At 74.8% G+C, this 25,615-nt stretch carries 11 protein-coding genes; 4 read left to right on the top strand and 7 right to left on the bottom strand.

The genetic code is table 11. From position 1 onward, the window contains the following. Window positions 1-32: 32 nt before the first annotated feature. A complete protein-coding gene (locus K7640_RS09935) occupies window positions 33-2,021 on the bottom strand; it encodes an acetoacetate--CoA ligase (RefSeq protein ID WP_222954464.1) in 1,989 nt (662 codons plus the stop codon). A 218-nt stretch (window positions 2,022-2,239) separates the two neighbouring features. Beyond that, window positions 2,240-2,758, bottom strand: coding sequence for an acyl-CoA thioesterase (locus K7640_RS09930; RefSeq protein ID WP_222954463.1), 519 nt, complete (start codon window positions 2,756-2,758; stop codon window positions 2,240-2,242). 23 nt (window positions 2,759-2,781) lie between these two features. On the opposite strand from K7640_RS09930, the gene K7640_RS09925 reads away from it, so the two are divergent. Beyond that, a complete protein-coding gene (locus K7640_RS09925) occupies window positions 2,782-3,432 on the top strand; it encodes a hypothetical protein (protein WP_222954462.1) in 651 nt (216 codons plus the stop codon). Between the two features lie 51 nt (window positions 3,433-3,483). Here K7640_RS09925 and K7640_RS09920 read toward each other — a convergent pair whose 3' ends face one another. Next, window positions 3,484-4,647: an acyl-CoA dehydrogenase family protein gene (locus K7640_RS09920; protein ID WP_222954461.1), complete on the bottom strand. Its 1,164-nt coding sequence runs from the start codon at window positions 4,645-4,647 to the stop codon at window positions 3,484-3,486. A gap of 244 nt (window positions 4,648-4,891) precedes the next feature. Here K7640_RS09920 and K7640_RS09915 point away from each other — a divergent pair, with 244 nt between their 5' ends. After that, a complete protein-coding gene (locus tag K7640_RS09915) occupies window positions 4,892-6,319 on the top strand; it encodes a UDP-glucose/GDP-mannose dehydrogenase family protein (RefSeq protein WP_222954460.1) in 1,428 nt (475 codons plus the stop codon). 163 nt (window positions 6,320-6,482) lie between these two features. Further along, the gene (locus tag K7640_RS09910; RefSeq protein WP_222954459.1) at window positions 6,483-11,381 is read left to right on the top strand and encodes an SCO7613 C-terminal domain-containing membrane protein; all 4,899 of its coding nucleotides are present in this window, start codon (window positions 6,483-6,485) and stop codon (window positions 11,379-11,381) included. A 485-nt stretch (window positions 11,382-11,866) separates the two neighbouring features. Here the strand turns inward: K7640_RS09910 and purE are convergent, their stop codons facing one another. From purE to K7640_RS09895, 3 genes are all read right to left on the bottom strand, one after another. After that, window positions 11,867-12,337: a 5-(carboxyamino)imidazole ribonucleotide mutase gene (purE, locus tag K7640_RS09905; protein ID WP_222954749.1), complete on the bottom strand. Its 471-nt coding sequence runs from the start codon at window positions 12,335-12,337 to the stop codon at window positions 11,867-11,869. 56 nt (window positions 12,338-12,393) lie between these two features. Continuing rightward, window positions 12,394-13,554: a 5-(carboxyamino)imidazole ribonucleotide synthase gene (locus K7640_RS09900; protein WP_222954458.1), complete on the bottom strand. Its 1,161-nt coding sequence runs from the start codon at window positions 13,552-13,554 to the stop codon at window positions 12,394-12,396. Between the two features lie 65 nt (window positions 13,555-13,619). Then, window positions 13,620-15,659 carry a thioredoxin domain-containing protein gene (locus tag K7640_RS09895; protein WP_222954457.1) on the bottom strand — a complete coding sequence of 680 codons (2,040 nt, stop codon included), beginning with the start codon at window positions 15,657-15,659 and terminating at the stop codon, window positions 13,620-13,622. An 86-nt stretch (window positions 15,660-15,745) separates the two neighbouring features. On the opposite strand from K7640_RS09895, the gene K7640_RS09890 reads away from it, so the two are divergent. Beyond that, complete coding sequence (locus K7640_RS09890) at window positions 15,746-22,987, top strand: TIR domain-containing protein (protein WP_222954456.1); 7,242 nt, start codon at window positions 15,746-15,748, stop codon at window positions 22,985-22,987. 33 nt (window positions 22,988-23,020) lie between these two features. Here the strand turns inward: K7640_RS09890 and K7640_RS09885 are convergent, their stop codons facing one another. Further along, window positions 23,021-25,426: a bifunctional diguanylate cyclase/phosphodiesterase gene (locus tag K7640_RS09885; RefSeq protein ID WP_222954748.1), complete on the bottom strand. Its 2,406-nt coding sequence runs from the start codon at window positions 25,424-25,426 to the stop codon at window positions 23,021-23,023. Window positions 25,427-25,615 lie beyond the last annotated feature (189 nt).

Raw genomic sequence — 25,615 nt, 5'->3', positions numbered from 1 at the left:
TGTTAACAAGGGGCCCCTCCTAACGACGGGGCTCAGGCGGGCGCCGGAGAATCCGAGCCGGCGCGGCGGTGGGCGAAGGCGGCGAAGGCGGTCAACGACTCCGGGTTGGCCAGGGCGCCCTTGGCCGCGGCCGAGTCGACCGGGGTGCCGGTGAGGATCTTCTTGACCGGGACCTCGAGCTTCTTCGCGCTCAGCGTGCGCGGCACCGCCCGGACCTGGTGGATCTCGTCGGGCACATGCCGGGGAGACAGCGCCGTACGCAGCTCCCGGCAGATCTTGCGCCGCAGCTCGTCGTCCAGCTCCAGGCCGTCGGCGAGCACCACGAAGAGCAGCAGCTCGCCGGCGCCGCCCTCGTCGTCCTCCAGGTGCACCACCACCGAGTCGACTACCTCGTCGAGCCCCTCCACCACCGAGTAGAACTCGGCCGTACCCAGCCGCACCCCGCCCCGGTTGAGGGTGGCGTCGGAGCGGCCGGTGATCACGCAGCCGCCCCGGGAGTTGATCGTGATCCAGTCGCCGTGCCGCCACACCCCCGGATAGACCTCGAAGTATGCCTCCCGGTAGCGGGTGCCCTCCGGGTCGTTCCAGAAGCCGACCGGCATGCTCGGCATCGGTGCGGTGATCACCAGCTCGCCGAGCTGGCCGATGACCGGGGAGCCGTCGGCCGAGCGGGCCTCCACCTTCGCGCCCAGCGCCCGGCACGCGATCTCCCCCGCGTGCACCGGCAGCAGCGGGACCCCGCCGACGAAACCGGTGCAGACGTCCGTGCCGCCGGAGAGCGACTGGAGCTGGAGGGTGTCGCTGACGTTCTCGTACACCCAGGTGAAGCCCTCCACGGGCAGCGGCGCGCCGGTCGAGCCGAGCCCGCGCAGCGCGGACAGGTCGGCGACCTCGCGCGGCACCAGCCCGGCCTTGCGGCAGGCCAGCAGGAACGGCGCCGAGGTGCCGAAGTACGTGGTGCCGCTCTCCGCCGCCAGCCGCCACAGCGCGCCCAGGTCCGGGTGGCCCGGGTTGCCGTCGAAGAGCACGATCGCCGCGCCCACCGCCGGCCCGGAGACCAGGAAGTTCCACATCATCCAGCCGGTGGTGGTGAACCAGAAGAACCGGTCCCCCGGGCCCAGGTCGTGGTGCAGGGCCAGCATCTTCAGGTGCTCCAGCAGGATGCCGCCGTGGCCGTGCACGATCGGCTTCGGCAGCCCGGTGGTGCCGGAGGAATAGAGCACGTAGAGCGGGTGGTCGAACGGCACCGGCGCGAAGGTCAGCGGCTCGTCCGTCTCCCCCGCCAGCTCGGGCCAGGAGATCGCGCCCTCCGGCGGCTCGCCCGCCGGGTCCAGGTAGCCGATGCCGACGGTGTGCGCCAGCGACGGCAGGGCGGCCCGGATCGCGGCCACCTCGCCGCGCCGGTCCACCGGCTTGTCGCCGTACCGGTAGCCGTCCACGGCGACCAGCACCTTCGGCTCGATCTGCCGCCAGCGGTCGGTGACGCTGCGGGTGCCGAACTCGGGGGCGCAGGAGGAGAAGATCGCGCCGAGGCTGGCGGTGGCCAGCAGCAGCACGTACGTCTCCGGGATGTTCGGCGCGTACGCGGCCACCCGGTCGCCGGGGCCGACGCCAAGCCGGCGCAGCCCGGCCGCCACCCGGCGGACCCGCTCCCGCAACTCGGCCGCGGTCAGCGTCTCCGGCGCGCGGGTCTGACCGTGCGCGATCACCGCCGGATCGTCGTCAGCCAGGCCCGGCATCCGCAGCACGTTCTCGGCATAGTTGAGGGTGGCGCCGGGGAACCACCGGGTGCCCGGCATGGCGGGATCCGCCAGGGTCGCCGTCGGCGGGGTGTGCGCCACCACCCCGAAGTACTCCCAGATCGACCGCCAGAACCCGTCCAGATCCGTCACCGACCAGCGCCACAGCGCGTCGTAGTCGGCGAACTCCAGCCCCCGGTGCTCGGTCAGCCAGCGCAGGTAGTCGCCGATGCGGGACCGCTCGCGTACGTCCGCCGGCGGCGTCCACAGCACGTCACCCACAGTTCCACCCTCCCCCGGCCCGCGCACGACACTGTGAAATGGGCCGTGGCGCCATCTTGCCCTACCTCGCGACGCCATTCTCCGCAGCCGGGCCCGGTGAAGGGGCGTGCCCACCCCACACCCCACACCCCCTACCTGTGTGGGAAGCGCGGACCGAGGGTGTTAAAAGGGGGCCCCTCCTATACAGAATGCGTTAACAAGGGCACCCTCCTTACACCTCAGGCGGCGCGGTGGGCCTGGATGGCGCGGCGCTTGGCGAGCCGGTGGGCCCGGCGGATCTCCGCCTCCCGGTAGCGGCGCTCGTCCTCCGGCGTCTCCGGCAGCACCGGCCGGACGACCCGCGGCGAGCCGCCCACGTCCACCCCGACGAAGACCAGGTACGCGGTGGCCACCCCGACCGGCTCGTCCTCCGCCGAGTCCCACCGCTCGGCGACCACCCGCACCCCGACCTCCATCGAGGTCCGGCCGGTCCAGTTCACCTGGGCGTGCGCGTGCACCAGGTCACCGACCCGGACGGGCTCGGAGAAGACGATCTCGTCGATCGACGCGGTGACCGCCGTGCCGCCGCTGTGCCGGGCCGCCGCGGCGCCGGCCACGTCGTCGACGAACTTCATCAACACCCCTCCGTGCACGGTGCCGTACAGATTGACGTCAACAGCGGTCATGATGCGGCTCAACGTGACGCGCGAGTAGGACGTCGGCTTGCCAGGGAGCGAGGTCGAGGGGTGCTCGGTCATGAGGAAAACGGTACGGTGCGCGGATGCGACATCTCTGGAGCTTCCTCGCCGGGTTGGTGGTGGCGCCGCTCACGTGGGTGCTGATCACCCTCGGACAGGATGGGTCGAGCCACACCATCACCCGCTGGGTGGAGATCGGCACCTTCAACACGGCCAATCTCATCGAGCCGGCCGTGTACCTCGCCGTCGCCGGCCTCCTGCTCGGCCTGATCGCCAGCCTGCGGGTCTCCCCCGCCGGGCCGGTCGTCGCCGGGCTGCTGCTGGTCGTTCCGTACGTCGGGATGTTCCTCGCGCCGTTCACCGTGCGCAACCGCGTCCCGGAGGGCTGGAAGGTGCTCGGCGACCCCCTGCCGCTGCTCCTGCCGGTCGAGAACGGCACCCTGTTCCTGCTCGGCGTCCTGCTGCTGCTGGCCGCGTTCAGCGGGCAGCGGTGGCGGCAGTGGCCGGCGGCGGCCGCCGGGGCGGAGCTGACCCCGGCGAATGACGAGCCGATCGAGAACACCTTCTCGCTGAGCGACTGGCCGCCGGCCGCCGGCACGGCCGACCGGGACACCCCGACACCGACCCTCGGCTACCCGGACCCGACCCCCACCGAGCCCCTGCCCCGCCGCACCGGCGAGTCGCCGTGGACCGCGCCCCCACGCTCCACGACGAGGTCGGACGGCACTCTCTAGATCCGGTCACCCCTCGGGCGGGCCGGCGTGACCGGCCCGCCCCCTACCGGATCAGCCCTTCAGCAGCTGGCGCGCCATCACGATGCGCTGCACCTGGTTGGTGCCCTCGTAGATCTGGGTGATCTTGGCGTCCCGCATCATCCGCTCGACCGGGTAGTCCCGGGTGTAGCCGTAGCCGCCGAGCAGTTGCACCGCGTCGGTGGTGATCTCCATGGCGGCGTCCGAGGCGAAGCACTTCGCCGCGGCGCCGAAGTAGGTCAGGTCGGCGTCGCCCCGCTCGGACTTGCCCGCCGCCGCGTACGTCAGCTGCCGGGCCGCCTCCAGCTTCATGCCCATGTCGGCGAGCATGAACTGGATGCCCTGGAATTCCGCGACCGGCTTGCCGAACTGCTTGCGCTCCTGGACGTACCCCTTGGCGTAGTCCAGCGCGCCCTGCGCGATGCCGATCGCCTGCGCGGCGATGGTGACCCGGGTGTGGTCCAGGGTCCGCATCGCGGTGCCGAAGCCGGTGCCCTCGGCGCCGATCATCCGGTCGGCCGGGATCCGCACGTTGTCGAGGTACACCTCGCGGGTCGGCGAGCCCTTGATGCCGAGCTTCTTCTCCGGCGCGCCGAAGCTGACCCCCGGGTCGGACTTCTCCACCACGAACGCCGAGATCCCCCGGGATCGGGCTGTGGAATCAGTCACAGCGAAGACGGTGTAGTACTCCGACACCCCGGCATTCGTGATCCACCGTTTGACGCCGTTGAGCACCCAGTGGTCCCCGTCGCGCACCGCCCGAGTGGTCATCGAGGCGGCGTCGCTGCCCGCCTCGGGCTCCGACAGGCAGTAGGAGAACATCGCGTCCCCGGACGCCACCGGGGTCAGATACCGGCGCTTGAGCTCCTCCGAGCCGGCCAGGATCAGCGGCATCGTGCCCAGCTTGTTCACCGCCGGGATCAGCGAGGACGAGGCGCAGGCCCGCGCCACCTCCTCGATCACGATGGCCGTGGCCAGGGCATCCGCGCCCGCGCCCCCGTACTCGACGGGGATGTGCGGGGCGTGGAAGTCGGCGGCCCGCAGGGCGTCGTACGACCCCTTGGGGAACTCACCGGTCTCGTCCGCCTCGGCGGCGTTCGGGGCCACCTTCGCCGTACAGACCTCCCGGACCGCCTCCCGGATCGCGTCGTGCTCCTCCGGCAGCCGGTAGACGTCGAACGACTCCTCTGCGGGCATCTGCCCCTCCCCCTTCACCGCTATCATGCGCAGTCTGAAGCGTCACCTGACCGCTGACCGCGCAGACTGAAGGATAGCGACCACCGTTCAGGCGACCCTTACCGCCGCGTAGGCTCGTGCATGATAGGCGTCGAAGCCGACCGGCGATCATCAAAAGGACAGGAATCCCCCTCGGTGTCCAGCCAGACGCCGGGGCCGATTGCGACGCAACGAGGCGCCGCCAGCGCGAGCGGAGAAGACAGGCGTGACGATCCCGTACCCGAACAGCCAGCCGGTGCCGGCCATCGCCGCCGTGAGCCCGCCGTCGGGCGCGCCACGGCCCCGGGTGACCTTCCTCGGCACCGGATACCTCGGCGCGACGTACGCCATCTGCTACGCCGAGCTCGGCTACGAGGTCCTCGGCTTCGACGTCGACGCCGAGAAGATCGCCAAGCTGAACGCCGGCGAGGTGCCGATCCACGAGCCGGGCCTGGACGAGCTGCTGCGGCGCAACCTGGCCGCCGGCCGGCTGCGGTTCAGCACCGACATCAAGGAGACCGCCGACTTCGGTGACGTGCACTTCATCTGCGTCGGCACCCCGCAGCGGGCCGACGGGATGGGCGCCGACCTGTCGTACGTCGAGGCGTCGGTGACCGGGCTGGCCCAGCACCTGACCCGCAAGGCCCTGATCGTCGGCAAGTCCACCGTGCCGGTCGGCACCGCCGAGTGGGTCGAGCAGCTGGTCGGCAAGCACACCCCGGCCGACCTGGGCGTCGAGGTGGCCTGGAGCCCGGAGTTCCTCCAGGAGGGCTTCGCCGTCGACGACGTGCTGCGGCCGAACCGGATCGTGGTCGGCGTCAAGAGCGAGTGGGCCAACGGCATGCTCTACGCCGCCCACAAGGGCGTCTTCGACCTGGCCGCCACCGAGGACCGCGAGGTCCCGCTGGTGGTGACCGACTTCGCCACCGCCGAGCTGGTCAAGGTCGCCGCGAACGCCTTCCTGGCCACCAAGATCTCGTTCATCAACGCGATGGCCGAGGTCTGCGAGGCCGCCGGGGGCGACGTCACCCAGCTGGCCCGGGCCATCGGCTACGACCCGCGCATCGGCAACCGGTTCCTCCAGGCCGGTCTCGGCTTCGGCGGCGCCTGCCTGCCCAAGGACATCCGCGCCTTCCAGGCCCGCGCCCAGGAACTGGGCGCCGGCGAGGCGCTGCGCTTCCTGCACGAGGTCGACCTGATCAACCTCCGCCGGCGTACCCGGGTGGTCCAGCTCGCCGCCGACCTGCTCGGCCGCCGCGCCGGCCCGGCCGGCCCGGACTTCTCCGGCGCCCGGATCGCCGTGCTCGGCGCCACCTTCAAGCCGAACACCGACGACGTACGCGACGCCCCGGCCCTCGCCGTGGCCGGCCTGCTGCACAAGGCCGGCGCCGACGTCCACGTCTTCGACCCGGAGGGCACCGGGAACGCCCGGCGGGCGATGCCGGAGCTGACCTACGAGGAGAGCATGACCGACGCGGTCACCGGCGCCGACCTGGTCTGCGTGCTGACCGAGTGGGCCGACTTCCGCAACGCCGACCCGGTCGCCCTCGGCGAGCTGGTCGCCGGGCGCCGGGTGGTCGACGGCCGCAACTGCCTCGACGCCACCCTCTGGAGCCAGGCCGGTTGGGAGTTCCGCGGCATGGGCCGCCCCTGACCCCGGAAACACCGCGAACGGCCGGCCACGGAACTGCTCCGCGGCCGGCCGTTCTCCTTTTGGTCGGCGTCGGGAGAGTGCCAACAGTCGAAATCCGCGCCCGCATTCGGCATGCTTCGACAGTGGAAGTCCACAGTGCGGTCCAGCCGGGTGGAGGGGTTAGGTGGAGAGCTTTCATTGCTCCTCGTGCGACCGGGACATCAACCCCGCCGCCACGTGCCCGCACTGCGGCGCCCCTCAGCCGCAGTGGGCCGAGCAACTGGCGCAGATCGAGCGCTCGATCGCGGAGATGAAGGCGCGCGACGCCGCCATCGCCAAGGAGCAGCGGCAGATCGCCGCCAAGATGCAGGCCGCGCTCTTCCAGCGGGACATCCTCGCGCACGCCGGTGACGAACGGGTCGGGCAGGCCACCCGGCCCCGCCGGGTGCTGCGTCGCAAGCCCGGCCGGCGCCCACCGACCGCCGCCACCGGTGCGCCGCCCCGGGTCCCCCGGCAGAACACACCGCCGCAGTCACCACCCCCGCCGCCGATCCCGCCGACCTGGCTCGACGCGGACGACCCCGAGCACCCGCCGGAGGCCTCGTCCCGCGAGGTGCAGAACATCCCGCTCGGGCTCGGCGCGCTGCTGCTGGCCGTGGCGGCCGTGGTGTTCGCCGCCGTCGCCACCAGCTCGCTGGACGCGCTGGCCCGGCTCGCGGTGCTGCTCGTCGCCACGGCGCTGATGCTGGTCGCCCCGCCGGCGCTGGCCCGCCGGGGGCTGACCTCCACCGCCGAGACCATCGCCGCGGTCGGCCTGCTGCTGGTGCCGCTGGCCGGCTACGCGCTCTGGGCGGTGGACCGGATCGGCGGGGGCGCCGCCTCCGGCGCCGTGTTCGCCGGTTCCATCTTCGCCGTCACCGCGGTGGTCGCCGTCGGGTACGCCCTCTTCACCGGGCTGCGGGCACCCCGGTTCGCCGCCGTGCTCGCCGCCCAACCGGTGCTGCCCCTGTTCGCCCACGACCGGATCACCGGCCCCACCGGCTGGGCCCTGGTGCTGACCGCGGTGGCCGTGCTGGACCTCGCGTTGGCCCGTACCGGTCTCATGGTCGAACGGCCGGTCCGGCGGGACCTGCCCGAGGGCCCGCCCGTCGCGGCCCGCCCGGCGCCCCGGCGGCCCGACCTGGGCCGTCCGGAGGGCGCCCCGGAGGAGGCCGGCGAGGTGCTCGCCCCGCAGGCCGCCGGGCCGGCCGCCGACCAGTCGCCCCGACCGGTGCCCTGGCTGCGCGAGCTGACCTTCCTGCTGCACGGCGTCGCGGTGGCGCTCGCCCTCGCGTACGCGGTCACCGCGCTGCTCCGCGCGGCCACCGTTCCCGTCGCGACCGGCGCCGGGGCGGTCCTGCTGCTGGCCGCCGGGGTGACCCTGGCCGGCACGCTGGCGTTGCGCCGGCCGCCGCTGCCGGACGTCGGCGCCGGCATCCTCACCCTGGCCGTGATCGGCGCGCTGGGCCGGGTCGCCTCGGTGGCCCTCCCCGGCCGCGCCCTGGTGCTCATCGCCGCGGTGATCACCGTCGTCGGCCTGGCGGTGCGGGCGGTGCCGCCGGCGGCCCGGCGGGGCCCCCAGCTGGCCTCGGCCGCCGCGTTGACGGTCAGCGGCCTGGTGGTGGCCGGTGGGGCGCTGCGCGCCGGCCTCGCCCCGGTCCGGGCCGCGCTGCCGGCGTGGGCGGCGGACCTGGACCGCTACCCGGCCGAGCTGGCCGCCGCCGTGGGACCCGCCGCGTGGCAGCTCGCCGCCAGCGCCTTCTTGCTCACGGTGGCCGCGGTGCTGGCCCTGCCGCCCGAGATGCGCCGCGAGTTCGCGGTGGTGGGCGCGGCGCTGACCGCGCTGGCCGTGCCGGCGTCGTTCGCGCTCGGCTGGGCGGCGGCGCCGTGGCCCATGGTGGTGGCCGCGGTCGGCATCGGCGTGGCCGGGCTCTCCGCGCCGACCGTCCGCGCCGCGCGGGCGCACGCGCTCAGCGCCGCGGCGGTGGGGCTGATCGGTGCCGGCGCGGCCGCCGCCCGGCCGGCGCTGACCTGCGCGGTGCTGCTGGTGCTCTGCGCCGCCGGGGCGCTGGTGGCGGTCGCCCCACGGATCCGCCTCGCCCCGGCCGGGGCGGACACCCTGGCCGCCTGGGCGGCCGGCGGGGCCGCGTTCGCGTTCCCGGGCGCGGTCGCCGCGTTCGTGGCGGCGACCCTGCCGGCCGGTCCGGTGACCACGCCGGCCGGCCTGCGCGAGGTGACCGTCCCGATCCTGGCGGCCAGCTTCCTGGCGGTCTGCGCCACCCTCGGCTACACCGCGCTCGTGCAGGTGTCGCAGCGGCACGTCAGCCCGCCGCTGACCACGGGCACCGCCCTGGGCGCGCTGGCCGTCACCGCCGCCGCCTTCGCCGCCCCGGGCGCCACGGTCGCCGACGCGTGGGTGGGCGCGCTGATCCTGGTCGCGGCGGTGCTGCTGGTCTTCGCCCCGTCGATCGACGCGGGCCGCCGCTCGGACCTGACCCTCGACGGCTCCGACCTGGCGGCCGCGGCGGCCACCGCCGCCCTGATCGCCACCCTGGCCCGGGTCGCCGCCGTGCTCACCCCCGGCGGGCAGCTGGCGGTGGCCGCCGCGCTGGTCCTCGTGGTGGGGGTGGCCGCCCGTGCGCTGCCCGAGGAGTGGCGGCGCGGGCCGACCCTCGGCATCGCCGTCGGTGGCGTGCTGATCGGCCTGCTGGCCGCCTGGCCGGCGCTGCGCGGCGGTCTGGGGGTGCTGGCCACCCCCGGCCCGATCTGGGCCGGTGACCTCAGCGGCTGGCCGTCCGCGCCGACCGGCGGGTCGACCTGGCAGGCGCCGATCGCGTTGGCGCTGCTCGCGCTCACCGCGGGCATCCTGCTGCCGGCACCCTGGCGGTACGACGTGGCCGGGGTGGCGGCGGTGCTCGCCACCATCGGCGCGCCGGCCGCATTCGACCTGCCGTGGTGGTCGCCGGTGCTGCTGGGCGCGGCGGTGGCCACCGCCTTCGGGATGGCCGCGGCGGCCTCGGTCGACCCCCGGGCCGGGCTCTCCCGGGTCGTGGTGGCCGGCGCGGTCGCCCTGCACGCCGCCGGCGCCGGCCTGGTCCGGCCGTGGACCACCGCGCTGGCGCTGGGCAGCATCGCCCTGATCGGCGCGGCGGTCGCCGCGCTGGCCCGGTCGCTGGCCGTCCCGCTGGTCGACGACGTGGAAACCGACGGGATGCCGCCGCACCTGGTACAGATCGGCGGGGCGGCCACCGGCGCCGCGATCCTCGCCTTCCCGGGCGCGGTGGCGGCCCTGGCGGCCCAGTTCGGCCACCCGCCGTCAGTGCTGCTGACCGCCGCGCTCGCCGCCTCCAGCCTGGGCCTGGCCGGGGTCGCCGCGGTCCGCCAGCGGGTTCCCCAATACCTGGCGTACGCAAGCGTCGGCGTGGTGGGCGGCGCGACGATCAGCGCGGTCGCCGCGATCTTCACCGGCCTGCCCGCCGGCGTCTACGCCGCCGCCGCCGCGCTGCTCGGGGTGCTCGCCGAGCTGGTCCGTGGCGCCACCGAACCGCCGGTCGGCTCGGCGCAGCCGGTCCGGCGTTGGTCGGTGCTGTGGGACGGAGCGCTGCGCCGGCTGCCCGACGACGGCTCCGGGCGGCGGTGGCGGGTCAGCCCCGCGGCCGGCGCGCTCGCCGCGGCCGTGGCGCCGACCGCGCTCGCCCTGGCCTCCATCGCGCCGACGCTGGTGGTCGCGCTGGTCGAGCCGTACCGGTGCCTGACCCGGGTCTGGCAGGGGCCGCCCCCGCAACTGCTCACCCCGCCCGCCGGAGCGGTCGGCGCCCACCACGTGCTGACCGCCCTGCTGTTGACGGTCACCGCCGCGCTGGCGGCCACCGGCTTCAGCGGCGGCCGGCGGTCCCGGGCCGTGCCGGTGGTGCTGCCCGGGGCGGCGGTGACGCTGCTGATCACCCCGGTCGCGCTGGGCCGTGGCTGGCCGGACAGCGCGCTGGCGGGGCTCGCCGTCTTCACCATCGCGATGCTGGGACTGGCGCTGACCCTCCCGCCGCCGCTGGTGGAACCGGCCCGGGCGGTGCGGCTGGCCCGGGTGCTGGTCTTCGGGATCGGGCTGGCCGCCGGGGGCGCCGGCCTGGCCGGCAGCCTCGCCACCCGGGAGCTGACCCTGTTCACCCTCGGCGGCGCGGTCGGCGTGGGCACCGTCGCCGCGCTCTTCGGCACCACCCAGCGGGCCCGCATCCTGGGGTGGCTGTTCGGCTCGCTGATGGCCCAGTTGTTCGTGCTCACCCTCGGCCTGGTCGCCGGCCTGGCGGCCGTCTGGTCGGCGTTCGGGGTGCTGGCGGTCGGCGCCGCGCTCCAGGTCTTCGCGGCGACCCTGCCCCGGCTGCGGCGCCCCGAGGCGCAGCGGGAGGCGGCCACCGTCGAGTGGAGCGGGTACGCCGCCGCGCTCATCGCGCTGGCGTTGGCCTTCGACTCACCCCGGCACATCGCCGCCCTGCTCGCCGCCTGGGGTGCGGTGCTCGGGGTGGCGGCGACCCGGCCCGGCCGCCGGCCGGTGGAACGCCGGGTCCTCTTCTGGTCGGTGGTGTTCTGCGAGATCAGCGCGTGGTGGATCCTGATGCGGGTCGCCGACGTGGCCCTGCCGGAGGCATACACGCTGCCGTTCGCGGCGCTCGCCCTGCTGGTCGGCGTGCTGGAGCTGCGGCACCGCCCCGACCTGAGCAGCTGGGCGGCGTACGGCCCGGCCCTGGTCACCGCGTTCGTGCCCACGCTGGCGATCGTGCTGGCCACCGACTCCAGCATGCTGCGGCAGGTGCTGCTGCTGCTCGGCGCCGTCGCCGTGCTGATCTTCGGGTCGACCAGCCGGCAGCAGGCGCCGGTGATCGTGGGCGCCGCGGTGACCGCGATCGCCGCGGTGCACGCGCTGTTCAGCCTCGGCCCGTGGCTGGTCATGATCCCCGTCGGGTTCGTGCTGCTGGTGCTCGGCGCGAGCAACGAGCGCCGCCGCCGGGCACAGGAGCGACTGCAGACCGCGCTGCGCGGCATGCGCTGATCCGACCTCGGATCCGCGCTGCCCCCAGGTGTCCCCGCGCCGCCAGCACCCGCCGCCTCACCACCCTGGTTACTCCTGGTGGTGAGGCGGCGGGAGCGGCTAGGCCACCTCGGCCACTTTGCTCTGCTGCCGCCCAGGCAACAGTTATCCGGAGTTGCGCGGGCAGGCCGGCAGCGCCGGCACACTCATGGAAAAACCGGCAGCTCAAGCCGGTGTTGCGCGGGCGGCAGCAGAGCAAAGGCTGGCGGGAAGGAGTTGGGCCGCCAAGGGTCGGTTACGCAGGGTGATCAGAGCGGCATCCGTCGGCGCCATTACGCCACGTGGCCGTCGCGCCCGTTCGCGATGATCCTGGCCATGCCCGCGCGCTCTTCCCGGAGATCGCTCGGTCAGCGGGGCGATCGGCCGTGGTGACCAGTTCCAACCGTCCGGACACGCCCGTTGAGGGAACGGTCAGCACGGCCGGGGCGCGACGCGCGCGAACCGGCTCAGCTCAGGGAGGCGCGGAGGGCGGCGTCCTTCTCGGCGACGAGCTCCTCCAGGTCGGCCTGGTAGGCCGTCATGCGGTCCAGCAGTTCCGGGTCGGCGGCGGCCAGGATCCGGACCGCCAGCAGCCCGGCGTTGCGGGCGTTGCCGATGGAGACCGTGGCCACCGGCACCCCGGCCGGCATCTGCACGATGGACAGCAGCGAATCCATGCCGTCCAGGTGCTTCAGCGGCACCGGCACGCCGATCACCGGCAGCGGCGTCACCGAGGCGACCATGCCGGGCAGCGCGGCTGCGCCACCGGCGCCGGCGATGATCACCTTCAGGCCCCGCCCGGCGGCGGCCCGCCCGTACTCGATCATCTTGACCGGGGTCCGGTGCGCGGAGATCACCTGGACCTCGTACGAGACGCCGAACTCGTCGAGCGCCCCGGCCGCCGCCCGCATGGTCGGCCAGTCCGAGTCGCTGCCCATGATCAGCCCGACGGTGGCCGTGCCGGCCCGCCGCCCGTCCGTGCCAGCCCGGTCCGTCACTCCTGCCCCTCCCGCAGCCAACGGGCGGCCCGCGCGGCCCGCGCCCGTACGTCGTCCAGGTCGTCGCCGAGCACCGTCACGTGCCCGATCTTCCGGCCGGGGCGCACCTGCTTGCCGTACAGGTGGACCTTGGCGGCCGGCTCGGCGGCGAACAGGTGGTGCAGCCGCTCGTCGATGGACATCCCGCCGGGCTCGCCACCGAGGACGTTCGCCATCACCACCACCGGCGCGGTCAGCGACGTGTCCCCCATCGGATAGTCGAGCACCGCCCGCAGGTGCTGCTCGAACTGCGACGTCCGCGCCCCCTCGATGGTCCAGTGCCCGGAGTTGTGCGGGCGCATGGCCAGCTCGTTGACCACCAACCCGGCGGGCGTCTCGAACAGCTCCACGGCCAGCAGGCCCACCACGCCGAGCCCGGTGGCCAGGTCGATGGCGAGCTGCTGGGCGGCGACCGCCAACTCCTCCGACAGGCCGGGCGCCGGTGCCAGCACCTCGACACAGATGCCGTCCCGCTGCACGGTCTCCACCACGGGATACGCCGCGACCTGCCCGAACGGCGACCGGGCCACCTGCACGGCCAACTCCCGGCGCAACGCCACCCGCTCCTCGACGATCAGCGAGCTGCCACCGGCGAGCAGCGTGCCGGCCAGCTCGGCGGCCTGCGCCGCGTCGCCGACCATCCACACGCCCCGGCCGTCGTAGCCACCCCGGGCGGCCTTGAGCACCACCGGCCAGCCGGTCTCCTCGCCGAACGCGACCAGGTCGGCCGGGGACTCCACCGGACGCCAGGCCGGGATCGGCGCGCCCAGCTCGCCCAGCCGCTCCCGCATGATCCGCTTGTCCTGCGCGTGCACCAGCGCCTCGGCCGGCGGGAAGAGCCGCACGCCCTCGTCGGCGAGCGCGCGGATGTGCGCGTTGGGTACGTGCTCGTGGTCGAAGGTGACCACGTCACAGCCCTTGGCGAAGGTGCGCAGGGCGGCCAGGTCGGTGTGGTCGCCGTACTGCACGTCGGCGGCGACCAGCGCGGCGCCGTCGTCGGGGGCGAGCGCCAGCACGCGCAGTGACTGGCCGAGGGCGATGGCGGCCTGGTGGGTCATCCGGGCCAGCTGGCCCCCGCCCACCATGCCGACGACGGGCAGACCGGTACGGGAATCCATAGCGCCGCCAGCCTATCCGGGCCGCCGGCCGCCCGGACCGCGAGGGCGGCCCGGGCCATCGGGCCTCAGCCGAGCTGGGCCACCAGGTCGTCGACCGAGGTCACCGGCCGCTGGCAGACGAACCCCCGGCAGACGTACGCGGTGGGCCGCCCGTCGACCAGCGGCCGGTCCGCCAGCAGCGGCACGCCGGGCTGGTCCGGGCGGCCGGCCACCACCACCGCGCCGGGCGGGGCGTGCCGGTGGGCGGCGGCGACCAGCGGATCCGCCGCCGGGTCGCCGTCGGTGGCCACCGCGATCTCGTACGGCCCGGAGAGCAGCGCCTCGCCGACGGTGGCCGCGTACCCGGTGAACCGGGCGTGCCGCCCGACGATCGGCGCGACGGTCGACAGGGCGGCCTCCGCCGCCTCCCGGTAGCGCGTCTCCCCGGTCAACGCCGCGTACGCCACCAGCGCCGCCACGATCGCCGAGCGGCCGGACGGGGTGGCGTTGTCGGTCGGGTCGGCCGGCCGGGCCACCAGTCGCTCGGCGTCGTCGGCGGTGTCGTAGAAGCCGCCGTCCGGGGCGGCGAACCGGGCCAGTGCGGTGTCCAGCAGCCCCCCGGCCAGCTCCAGCCAGCGCCCCTCGCCGGTGACCTGGTGCAGGGCGCAGAACGCCTCGGCCACGGCGCCGTAGTCCTCCAGCACCCCGGCCGGCTCGCCGACCTGCTTGTGGCGGGAGGCGCGACGCAGCCGACCGTCGACCAGGTGCACCCGGGCCAGGTGCTCGGCGGTGTCCCGCATCGCCCCGTCGGCGACGATGGCCACCCCGTCCATCAGGTTGGCGTCCTCCGCCGCCGGATCCTCGTACAGGGCGGCGACCTGGAGGAACTCGGCGATCGCGGTGATCGCCAGCCCGTTCCAGGCGGCCACCACCTTGTCGTCGCGGGCCGGCTGGGGGCGGGCGTCCCGGGCGGCCAGCAGCCGGCCGGCCACGTCCCGCCAGCGGGCCCGGACCGCCGGGTCGGCGTCGTCGACGTCCCGGGCCAGCCGCAGCACGCTGCTGCCGTGTTCGAAGGTGCCGGTCTCGGTCACCCCGAACAGGTCGGCGGCCCAGCGGCCGTCGGACTCGCCCAGTGCCTCGACCAGCTGCGCCGGGGTCCACGCGTAGGTGAGCCCCTCCACGCCCTCGGTGTCGGCGTCCAGCGCCGAGGCGAAGCCCTCCCCGGGCCGGTGCAGCTCGTCGGCGAGGAACCGGGCGACGTCCCGGGCCACCCGGCGGGCCAGCGGGTCGCCGGTGAGCCGCCACAGCTGGGTGTAGACCCGCAGCAGCAGGGCGTTGTCGTAGAGCATCTTCTCGAAGTGCGGCACGGTCCAGTGCCCGTCCACCGAGTAGCGGGCGAAGCCGCCGGCCAGCTGGTCGTAGATGCCGCCGCGGGCCATCGCCTCGCAGGTGTGCCGGACGATCTCCAGGCTGCGCGGCGAGCCGGTGCGCTGGTGGTGGCGCAGCAGGAAGAGCAGGTTCATGTGCGGTGGGAACTTCGGAGCGCCGCCGAAGCCGCCGTTCGTCTCGTCGTACTCCCGGGCGAGCTGGTCGGCGGCGGCGTCGAGCAGTTCGGCGGTGAGCGGGGCGGTCGGCCCGCCCACGGCCTGGGCGCCGCCGATCGCCTCGACCACCGCGGCGCCCTGGCGCAGCACCGCCTCGCGCTGGTCCCGCCAGGCGGTGGTGACCGACTCCAGCAGCCGCAGGAAGTTCGGCCGAGGAAAGTACGTGCCGCAGAAGAACGGCGTGCCGTCCGGTGTGGCGAAGACCGTCATCGGCCAGCCGCCCTGCCCGGTCATCGCCTGGGTCGCGGTCATGTAGACCGCGTCGACGTCCGGCCGCTCCTCCCGGTCCACCTTGATCGACACGAAGCTCTCGTTGAGCACCGCGCCGACCTGCTCGTGCTCGAACGACTCGTGCGCCATCACATGGCACCAGTGGCAGGCGGCGTAGCCGACCGAGATGAGCACCGGCACGTCCCGGCGCTTCGCCTCGGCGAACGCCTCCGCGCACCACGGCCACCAGTCGACCGGGTTGTCCGCGTGCTGGAGCAGGTACGGCGAGGTGGCGTCGGCGAGTCGGTTCACCCGACGACCATATCCAGCCCTGTCCGGATGGTGACACTCCGATCCATGAACATGACTCCGGATGGGAGTTCGGTTGAGATGGACCGGTGAGCCACCGGCCGAAGGTCTTCATCTCGTACGCCCACGACTCACCGGAACACCGCGAGGCGGTCCGTGGGCTCTGGACGTTCCTGCGCAGCCGGGGCATCGACGCCACCCTCGACCTCTCGGCCGCCCGGGAACGCCAGGACTGGTCGCTGTGGATGGCCCGCGAGATCGACACGGCCGACTTCGTGCTGGTGGTCGCCTCCCCGGCGTACCGGCGACGGGCCGAGGGCACCGCCGAGCCGGACGACGGTCGAGGGGTGCAGTTCGAGGCGGCACTGCTGCGCGACCGGCTGACCATGGACCGGCCGCGCTGGATACGCCGCATGCTGCCCGTGGTGCTGCCCGGACGGTCCGTCGAGGAACTGCCCGCGTTCCTCCAGCCGTACGCCGCCACGTCGTTCCCCGTCACCGAGTTCACCGACGTCGGCGCGGAGCAGTTGCTGCGGGTGCTCACCGGCCAGGAACTGCACCCGGAGCCGCCCCTGGGGCCGCTGCCGGTGCTACCGCCGGCCACCGCACCCACCATCGACACCGGGCCGGCACCGGTCGCGGGACAACCGGCCCTGGCCGACCTGCCGGCCGCCCTGCGGGACCTGCTGCACGTGATGGCCGGGGTGGCGGAGGACCCGCTCTACCCGCAGCGGGGCCGGCGGGTGTCACTGTCGAGCGTCTACGTCCAGCAGAGCGTCGCCGCGCCCACCGAGGTCCGCCGCTGGCGGGAGGAGGACGAGTTCGACGAACCGGTGATCATCGAGGACGACCGCCGGGCGTCCCGGCTGGCCCAACCCTTCGACGAGGTGGTCGACCAGCACGAGCACCTGGTCATCGAGGGCGCCGCCGGTCTCGGCAAGTCCACCCTGGGCCGGCACCTGGTCGGCGAGCTGATCGCCGCCCTGCGGGACCCCGGGGCCGCCGCACCGCTCGGCACGCCGCTCGTCCCCCTGATGCTGCCGGCCCGGGTGGTCGCCGCCCAGTTGCGCGAGGATCGCACCTGGGGGCAGGTCCTCCAGGCTGCCGCCAGCAGCGAGTACGCCGTGCTCGCCGACAGCGACGTACCGGCCCGACAGTTCACCGAACCGGTACGCGGCTTGCGCTGGCTGGTCGTCATCGACGCCCTCGACGAGGTGCCGGACCCGGCCGTCCGGGACCGGTTGGTCACCGCGCTCGCCCTGCGGATGTCCGCACCCGGCCCGGCGCGTTTCGTGGTGACCACCCGGCCGCTGGCACCGGGTGAGATCGAGCGGATCCAGGGGGCCTCGGTCGGCTTCTACGAGCTGCAACCGTTCGACCGGCCGGCGCTGGAGATGTTCGCCCACCGCTGGTTCGATCCGGAGGAGACCGCCGCCGGGGCCCGGTTGTCGGCGGAGTTCCTCGGCCAGGTGGACGACGCCGGCCTGGGTGGGGTGCTCACCGTGCCACTGCTGGCCCGGGTCGCCGCCGAGGTGTTCGAGAACAGCGGCGACCGGCGGCTGCCGAGCAGCCGCTACGAGCTCTACACCCGCTACGTCGACCAGTACGCACAGGTGCGCGCCGGCAACGCCGAGGCCGCCCTGGAGACGCTGCACCGCCTGCCGGGCGGCCCGGAGGTGGCCGGCTGGTTGCGTGCGCACCGGGACGACCTGCTGGAGGAGTTGGCCACCGCCTACACCACCAGCGAGACCCCGCTGCTGGAGGTCGCCGAGCGGGTGCTGCCGGCGTCGGCGGGCCTGCCGCCGGGCTGGGAGAACCCGGTCGCGGAGTGGCTGTCGCAGACCGGGCTGTTGAGCCGGCACGGGCCCCGGGTCCGCTTCCTGCACCAGACGTTCGCCGAGCATCTGGCCGCCACCGCCACCGCCAAACGGCTACCGCCCGCCTTCGACCCGACACATCCGGAGTGGGAGGCGCTGATCCGGGCGGTGCTGCTGGGCGACGAGTCCGCCGAGCGGGTGCTGCTGCACCGGCTGCATCTGCACCCGGATGAGCCGGACCTGCTGAACTGGCTCCAGGGCGGCACCCGGGACCAGCAGGAGTGCGCCTCCGACCTGATCGGCCAGGGCGCGCCGTGCACCCCGGCGCAGATCGACCGCCAGCTCACCATGGCCGAGGAGCAGGTGCTCAGCGGTGCCGCGGCGCCCGAGCTGAAGAGCATCGCCGGACTCGTCCGGCATCCCTGGGTCCGGGATCGACTCTGGGCCCTCTTCACCGCCGACGAGGTCAGCCGGGAGGCGCGGATCACCCTCGTCGAGTTGCTGGCCGACCGCCTGCTCCACGCCCGCCACGAGGGCGCGACCAGACTCCTCGCGCTGCTCGACGAGCCGGCGCCCGCGCAACTGCACCGCCGCGCCGCCGCGGTGCTGGCCAAGCTGGGCCCGCTGCACCGGGAGCGGGCTGCCGAGGTGCTGCGGCGGCTCTCGGCGAGCACTTCGGTCAGCCCGTTCGAACGGCTGGAGGTGATCACCGAGCTGACCAAGCTCGGCGCGTCGTACCGGCCCGAGGCGGCCGGCCTGCTGCACCGCATCGCCACCGACGGGACCGTCAGCCACTGGGAACGTCACCTGGCTGCGGCGGTGCTGGCCAAGTTCGGTGGGGAATGGCGCGGCGCGGCCGCCCGGGCGCTGGTCTCGATCGTCGACGACGTCGCCGCGTACCACACCTATCGGACGGAGGCCGGCCAGGCGCTCGCGCAGCTCGGCGGCGTCCACCGCGACGAGGCGGTCCGGGCGTTCGGGCGGATGGCGACCGACCCCACGCTGGACAACGGTGAGCGTCTGCTCGCCCGGGCGACCGCAGCCACCCTGGAGTTCCGCGGCGACCAGCGGGCCGCGGCGCTCTGGGCCGCCGCGGCCACCGACCCCACCGTGCACCCCTGGGACCGGACCCAGGCGGCCCTGGGCCTGGCCAGACTGGGCGCGGAGAGTCGGGCCGACGCCATCGACATCCTGCTCCGGTTGGCGGCGGACCCGACCCACGACCCGTTCCAACGACTCAACGCCTTGTCCGAGGTACGCGATCTCGGCCGGAGCTGGCGCCGACAGGTCGGCGAGTTGCTCGCCGGCATGGCGGTCGAACCGACCACCGTCGGTTCGACCCGGTTGTCGATGGCCCAGCAACTCGCCCGGCTCGGCAGTGCACACCACGAGCCAGCAGGTCAGGCATTCCGGCTGCTCGCGATCGATCCCACCGTCGACCCGGCGACCCGCGCCACCGCCGCCCGGGAGTGGGCCAAGCTGGGCGCCGGACAGGTCGCCGAGGTGTCCCGATGGGCCGAGTGGCTGCTGAGCCATCCGCTGGCCGCGACGGAGGACAAGATCCTCGCCACCGTGGTGGTTGCCGCGCTCCATCCCGATCGCCGGGTCCCGCTGGCCCCGCTGCTGGGCCGCCTGGCGGTCGCCCCGGTCGTGGACGCACGATCACGGATGCAGGCGGTCGACGCCCTGCTCGAGTACGGGCCGCGCTGCCGCGGCGACGCGGAGCCCGCACTACGGCAACTGCTGACCGGTGCCCTCGACGGCACCCTCCAGGACAACATGCTCCGCCAGCTGCTGACCGGCGACGACGACCGACGGGCGCTGGCGATCGACGCGTTCACCCGGTTGGCCACCGACCCGCACGTCGACTGGCACCAGCGTCAGCGGGCCCTGACGAACCTCATCGAGCTGGGTGGCGAGGTGCACGCCACGGCGGTCGAGGTGCTTCGATCCGCCTGCCGCGATCGGTTCCTGCCGACGTGGCACCGCCGGTCGGCGGGCAGCACGCTGGCGACCCTCGACGAACCGGGGCGCGAGTGGGCGTCCCAGATCCTGACCTGGCTCAGCCGGACCCCGACCGTACCGGCGGACGAACGAATCGACGCCGCCCACAGCCTCTACTCCATCGGTGGCGAAGCCGAGCGGGCCATGGCCGGAGAACTGCTGATCGCCTTCGCGACCGACGAGCGGAACCCGCTCGAGCACCGGGTGGACGCGGCACGGCGGCTGCTCCAGCTCGACCCGACAGGTCACGGCGCGGCGCTGGCCGTGTTGGACGCCATCGGCACCGACGACACCGCCCCGCCGATCGAGCAGGCGCTGGCCCTGACGACCCTGGCCCGGTACGCAGCGGACCAGGTGGCTCCGGCCCTGGCCGCCCAGCGACGAATGCCCGACGACCCGCGGACACCGTGGTGGAGGCTGTCGGAGCTGATGGACGAATTGGGCAAGCTGACCGACGTCCCGCGGCAGCACGTGGCCGAGGTCTGGGTGCGGGTGGCCGCCGACCCCACCGTTCCCGCATACGCCCGGCGGATCGCCGCCGAGGCGCTGTCCCCGCTGGGCTCGGCGCACCGCGACCAGGCGGTGTCCACCTACCGGGCCGTCCTCGCCGATCCCAGAGCCGACGCGCACGACCGGCGGGAGGTCGCCCAGCGCCTGGCGCGGCTCGGTGGACCGCAACGGTCCTTCGCCCACGAACAGCTCGCCGCCGTCGCGATCGACCCGGCGGTACCGCCGCAGGATCGTCGCCAGGCCGTCCAACTGGTGGCCGACGGGGCGCCGGCGCTGCGGTCCCGGATGGCGGACGCGCTCCTCGACCTGGTCGTGGACCCCACCGTCGCCCTGACGGAGCGCTGCGAAGCCGCGTCCCACGTGGTCCGACTCGGCATCGAGCCGGCTGGCCGGCTGGTCGAGCTGATGAACGACGTCCTCCGGCACCCGCATTCCGCCCCGGCCGATCGGGTGGTGGCCACGTACGCCCTGGCCACGGTGAGTCCGCTCAGCGGTGCCGCGGCGGCGGCCACCCTCCGCCGGCTGGCCGAGGAACCGTTGGCGCCGGCGGACCGCCGCGCCGTGGGGCGGCTGCTGACCGGGTGGGGCGCGGGTGCGCACCCCGGCGACGCCAGGTCGGTGTCGGCGCAGGTCGCCGCGGACCCCACCGCCGATGCGGGGGAACGCCTGGCGGCGTCGACAGACCTCGCCCGGCTGGACGCCACCGGCCGGGACGAGGCGGTGCGGCTCCTGGCCGAACTCGCCGGCGACGGCACCCTCGCCCCGGAGCAGCGGCGCCTGGCGGCCGAGGAACTGGGCCGGTTGCGGCCGGCGATGCTGCCCGAGGTGGTGGGCCAGCTCCGGGAGATCGTGGCGATCCCCACCGCCAGCACCCGTCAGCAACTGGACGGGCTTTCGACGCTGGCCGGCCTGGTCGACGACGAGGGGCCGGTGGCCGGGATGTTGGCCGCGCTCGCGGCCGACCCGACCCGCTCGGTGCCGGACCGTTGCCTGGCCGCAGGACAGCTCGCCGCGTTCGGCGGCCGCCATCACGACCAGGCGGTGGAACTGCTCCACGACATGACCGAGGAGTGGGCGTCCGCCTGGGTGCTGCTGCCGGCGATACGGACGTTGGTGGCGGTCCGCGCCGATCGGCACCGCACGGCGGCGCTGTGTGCACGAGCGCTGGCGTCCCCGCAGCTCAGCGCGCTGGAACGAGCGGGGCTGCTGGTCGTCACGGCGACGGCCGTCCCGGAATATCACGAGGCGGCCGTCGAACGCCTCCGGGAACTCGCGGCCGACCCGACCGCGCACCCGGACGACCGGTACTACAGCATCAGCCTGCTGGGCGAGCTGGGCCTCGCGGCGTCGGAGCAGGCGACCCTGATCCACGCGCTCGCCACCGATCCCAGGGTGGACACCGACACCCGGCGCAGGGCCGCGATGAAACTGGGGACCGACGGGCCCGAGGCGGTGGCGACCGCCATCGGGGCGCTCACCGCCATCACCGACGATGACGACTCCTGGTGTGGCTACCAGGCGGCCGAGGCGCTGAGCGGACTCGGCCCACCCGGCCTGGCCGCCGGTCGGGCCGCGCTGCGCCGGATGGCGACCGGCGGGCGGGTCGATCCGTACGTCCGGCGGGCCGCCGCGCTGGCCCTCGCCGCACTGGGCACCCGCCCGCGCGCGGAGGCGGCAGCCGCCCTGGCCGGCCAGGCCCGGGATGCTCGGCTGGGCGACCACGACCGGTTGACCGCGGCCCGGCTGCTCACCGGCCTCGGCGCCGACCACCGCAGGACCGGCACGGAAATCCTCGCCGCGCTGGCCGCCCAGCCCGCAGTGCCGCGGCTCACCCACGCGCTGGCGGTGGCGGCGCTGGCCGGCATCGTCGGGAGCCACCGCTACGACGCCGTCGAACTCCTGGTCACCGTCGCCGCCGACGCGGGGTGCGACCCGGCCGACCGCATCAGGGCGGTGGACGCCCTGCTCGCGTTGGGCACCGCCCACCGGGACCGGGCGGCCCGGCTGCTCACCGCGATGGCCACCGACGAGAGACTGCGTGGGTGGTACCGGCGGCTGGCCGCCGAGTCCCTGGCCCGCCTCGGCGCGACGCACCGGGCCGCGGCCGGGGTTCTGCTCACCGACCTGTCCACGGATGAGCGCCTCGATCCCTGGGAACGGGCCGAGGCGGCGGTGGCCCGGGCGGTGGTCGGCGCCGACCGGGCCGGCGGCGGGCAGGAGCTGGCCCGGATCGTCGGCACCGGCACGATCACCCCGGCCCAACGGCGGTACGCGGTCACCTTGTTGGTCCGATTCGGACCGTCCGCGCGGCCCACCGTGGTGACGGCCCTGCGCGAGATCGCCGCCGACCCGAACGCCGAGCCGGAGCACCGGCGGTCCGCCGCCGCCGACCTCGGCCGGCTGGGCCGGCCGCACCGGACGGACGCCGGAGAGCTGCTGCGGACCCTTGCCGACGCGACGGGTCACTCGCCGCTCGACCGGGCACTGGCCCGGTCCGAGCTTGCCCACCTCGACCCGAACCGGCGCGGCGACGCGACCCGGGCGCTGGGGGAGGTCGCCGCCGGCGCGGGGCCGGTCTTGAACCGGCTGTTGGCTGCCGCCGCGTTGGCGGATCACGAAGGCGACCACCGCGGCATACTGCTGGCGCCGCTGCGCAAGGTGGCGGCGGACCCGACCGGTCAACCATCGGAGGCGGCGCTGGCCCTGTTCGGACTGGCTCGGCTCGATCCCGCGACCACCAGCATGTCCGAGGCCACCACCGCGTTGCGGAACGTACTGGACGGCCCGGCCGACGACGATGCCGGTCGGCGGCGCCTGGTGGCGGAGCAACTCGGCGATCAACCTGAGCATCGGGCGGCGGCGGTCAGCGCGTTGCGGACACTGGTGACCGGCTCGGCGAACGCCGACGGCCGGCTGGCCGCGGCAAACTCGCTCGCGGAGGTGACCGGGGCGACCGGCCGCGTGTGCCCCGACGATCTGCGCTGGCCGATGGAGCAGTGAGCGGCGGCCGGCGCTCTTTGGGGAGCGGGGTGGTCAGGAGGCCCCGTCGGCCCGCAGCGGGAACACGTTGGACGCCGCCGAGTCGCGCAGCGTGCCCAGCACCGCACCGATCTTGTCGGCCGGCATCGGCTTGAAGAAGTGGTAGCCCTGGGCCGCCGTGCAGCCCAGCTCGGCCAGGGTGAGCCGCTGCTCGGCGGTCTCCACCCCCTCGGCCACCACCCGCAGCCCCAGCTCGTGGGCGAGGCCCACGGTGGTCCGGACGATCGCCGCCGCCTCCGGCGAGTCGGCCATCCGGATCACGAAGGAACGGTCCACCTTCAACTCGTCGACGGCGATCCGGGTGAGGAACGTCAGCGAGGAGAAGCCGGTCCCGAAGTCGTCCACGGCCAGCTGCACGCCCATCGACCGGAGGTTGGCCAGCACCTCGTCGATGACCTCCAGCTCGCTCATCACCACCGTCTCGGTGATCTCCAGGACCAGCCGGTGCGGCGGCACCTGGTGCCGGCGCAGCGCGTCGGCGATCTCGGCGGGCAGGTCCCGGTCGAGCAGGCTGCGCGCCGACAGGTTCACCGAGATCGGCACGTCGAGGCCCTGCCGGGCCCACTCGGCGGCCACCCCCAGCGCCTTGTCCAGCACGTACCGGGTGAAGGCGCCGAGCTGTTCGCTGTTCTCCACCGGCCGGATGAAGTCCGCCGGCCCGAGCAGGCCCCGCCGGGGATGCCGCCACCGGATCAGCGCCTCCACCCCGGTCGGCGCGCCGGTGGCCAGGTCGACCGCGGGTTGCAGGGCCAGCACCAGCTGGTCGTCGGTCGCCAGCGCCTCGCGCAGCTCGGCCAGCAGCGCGAGCTGGTCGGTGCTGGCGTCGTCCCGGGCGCTGTCGTACGCGGCGACGTTGCCGCCGCCCTCCTTGGCCTGGTACATCGCGATGTCGGCCCGGCGCAGCAGCTCGGTCAGGTCGGCGGCGCCGGCGTCGGCGACCACCACCCCGACGGAGACCTCGACCGACATCCGCAGCCCGGCCACCTCGGTCGGCGCAGCCAGCCGCTCGGCGATCTCGCGGGCCGTGCGCAGCGCGTACGTCAGCGGGGCGGCCCGGTCGCCGACCACCGGCACCGAGGTCACCAGCAGGGCGAACTCGTCGCCGCCGAGCCGGCCGAGCAGGTCGCCGGGTCGGGCGACGGCGCCCAGCCGGGTGGCGGTCAGCCGCAGCAACTGGTCGCCGGCCGCGTGGCCGAGGGTGTCGTTGACCTCTTTGAACTGGTTGACGTCCAGCAGCAGCAGGGCCACCGGCAGGTCGTGGGCGAGCCGGCGCAACGCCTGGTCGCCCCGCTCCAGCATGGCCCGCCGGTTCATCAGCCCGGTCAGCGGATCGTGCACCGCGTCGTACGACGACTGGGCGGTAACCAGGCGCAGCTCGGCGTGGGTGGCGGCGTCGTGCAGCGCGGCGGCGAGGGCGTCCCCGAACGCGGCCAGCGCGTCCCGTTCCCGGTCACCCGGCGGCCCCGACCGGGGGAACCGGACCCGCAGCTCACCGACCGTGGTGTCCCCCACGACCAGCGCCCGGACCAGTTCGTGCGGCCCCGGCTCGGCGCGGCCGGGCGGGTCGATCGCGCGGTCGTGCAGCCGGCCGCTGGCGTCCATCCGGTAGCGCCACCAGGTGCCGCCGCTGCGGGCCACCGCCACGTCGACCGTCTCCGCGCCGAACAGGCCGAGCGCGCCGGCCACCGCGGCACCGGCCACCCCCCGCTCGTCGAGCTGGTTGAGGGCGGCCGTGGCGTCCGCGAAGGCCCGCCAGGTCCGGCGTTCCTGGTCCGCCCGGAGCCGGTGCCGGTAGGTCTGTTGCAGCAGCCACAGCGGCGGCGGCAGGAGCAGCAGCCAGCGGGGGTCGAGCTCCAGCAGGGCCACCACGACCAGGCCGACGGCGACGTTGCCGACGAACATCAGCAGCTTGCCGCGCAGCGCCACCAGCAGCGGCGGGCCCATCGGCACGCCGTGCCGCAGCGCCAGCTGGGCCCCGCCCAGCCACGCCGTGACCAGCAGGTAGGTCACCGAGCCGGCGGCCAGGGCGAGGGCCAGCCCGGGGGTCGGCGCGGCGAGCAGCGGTTGCCCCAGGGCGGTGGCGACCGTCACCGCCAGCGCGGTGGCGGCGGTGAGCGAGGCCGTGATGCGCACGATCTCCACGGCCGGCCGGCGGTCGGCCAGCACCGACATCGCCGTCCAGGCGAGGCCCGTGCCGAGCAACGCCGCCGCCGGCAGCCAGCCGGCGGGCACCAGGTAGAGGCAGACGATCAGGGCGGCCTCGCCCCAGGTGATGCTCACCATCCCGGCGGCGGTGCGGAACCGCAGCCGGGCGAGCTGGGCCAGCGCGAAGGCCGCCACCGCGAGACCGAAGCGGGCGACCGGCGGGGTCGGGTCGTCGACGGGCAGGGACGCCGGCATGGTCAACCCCACCACCGTGGCGGCCAGGGCGGTCAGCGCGACGGCGAGGGTCAGCAACTGCGACCGCGCCTGGACCCCGCCCTCGTCGAGCCGATCGGGCGGGTCACCGGCACCGCCGGACGGCACCGGGCCGGGCTCGTCGCCCGTGCTGCCGGACGTCACCGGGCCACTCCGCCCGTCGGCCGCGGG

Source organism: Micromonospora sp. PLK6-60, from assembly GCF_019890675.1.
Lineage (GTDB): Bacteria > Actinomycetota > Actinomycetes > Mycobacteriales > Micromonosporaceae > Micromonospora.
This window is presented reverse-complemented; position numbering and strand designations above follow the sequence as displayed.

What these genes read in the sequence shown, in the direction of transcription:
- K7640_RS09885 (WP_222954748.1), bottom strand. Translation starts at nt 25,426, where the DNA reads ATGCCGGCGTCCCTGCCCGTCGACGACCCGACCCCGCCGGTCGCCCGC.
- K7640_RS09930 (WP_222954463.1), bottom strand. Translation starts at nt 2,758, where the DNA reads ATGACCGAGCACCCCTCGACCTCGCTCCCTGGCAAGCCGACGTCCTAC.
- purE (WP_222954749.1), bottom strand. Translation starts at nt 12,337, where the DNA reads ATGGGCAGCGACTCGGACTGGCCGACCATGCGGGCGGCGGCCGGGGCG.
- K7640_RS09925 (WP_222954462.1), top strand. Translation starts at nt 2,782, where the DNA reads ATGCGACATCTCTGGAGCTTCCTCGCCGGGTTGGTGGTGGCGCCGCTC.
- K7640_RS09900 (WP_222954458.1), bottom strand. Translation starts at nt 13,554, where the DNA reads ATGGATTCCCGTACCGGTCTGCCCGTCGTCGGCATGGTGGGCGGGGGC.
- K7640_RS09920 (WP_222954461.1), bottom strand. Translation starts at nt 4,647, where the DNA reads ATGCCCGCAGAGGAGTCGTTCGACGTCTACCGGCTGCCGGAGGAGCAC.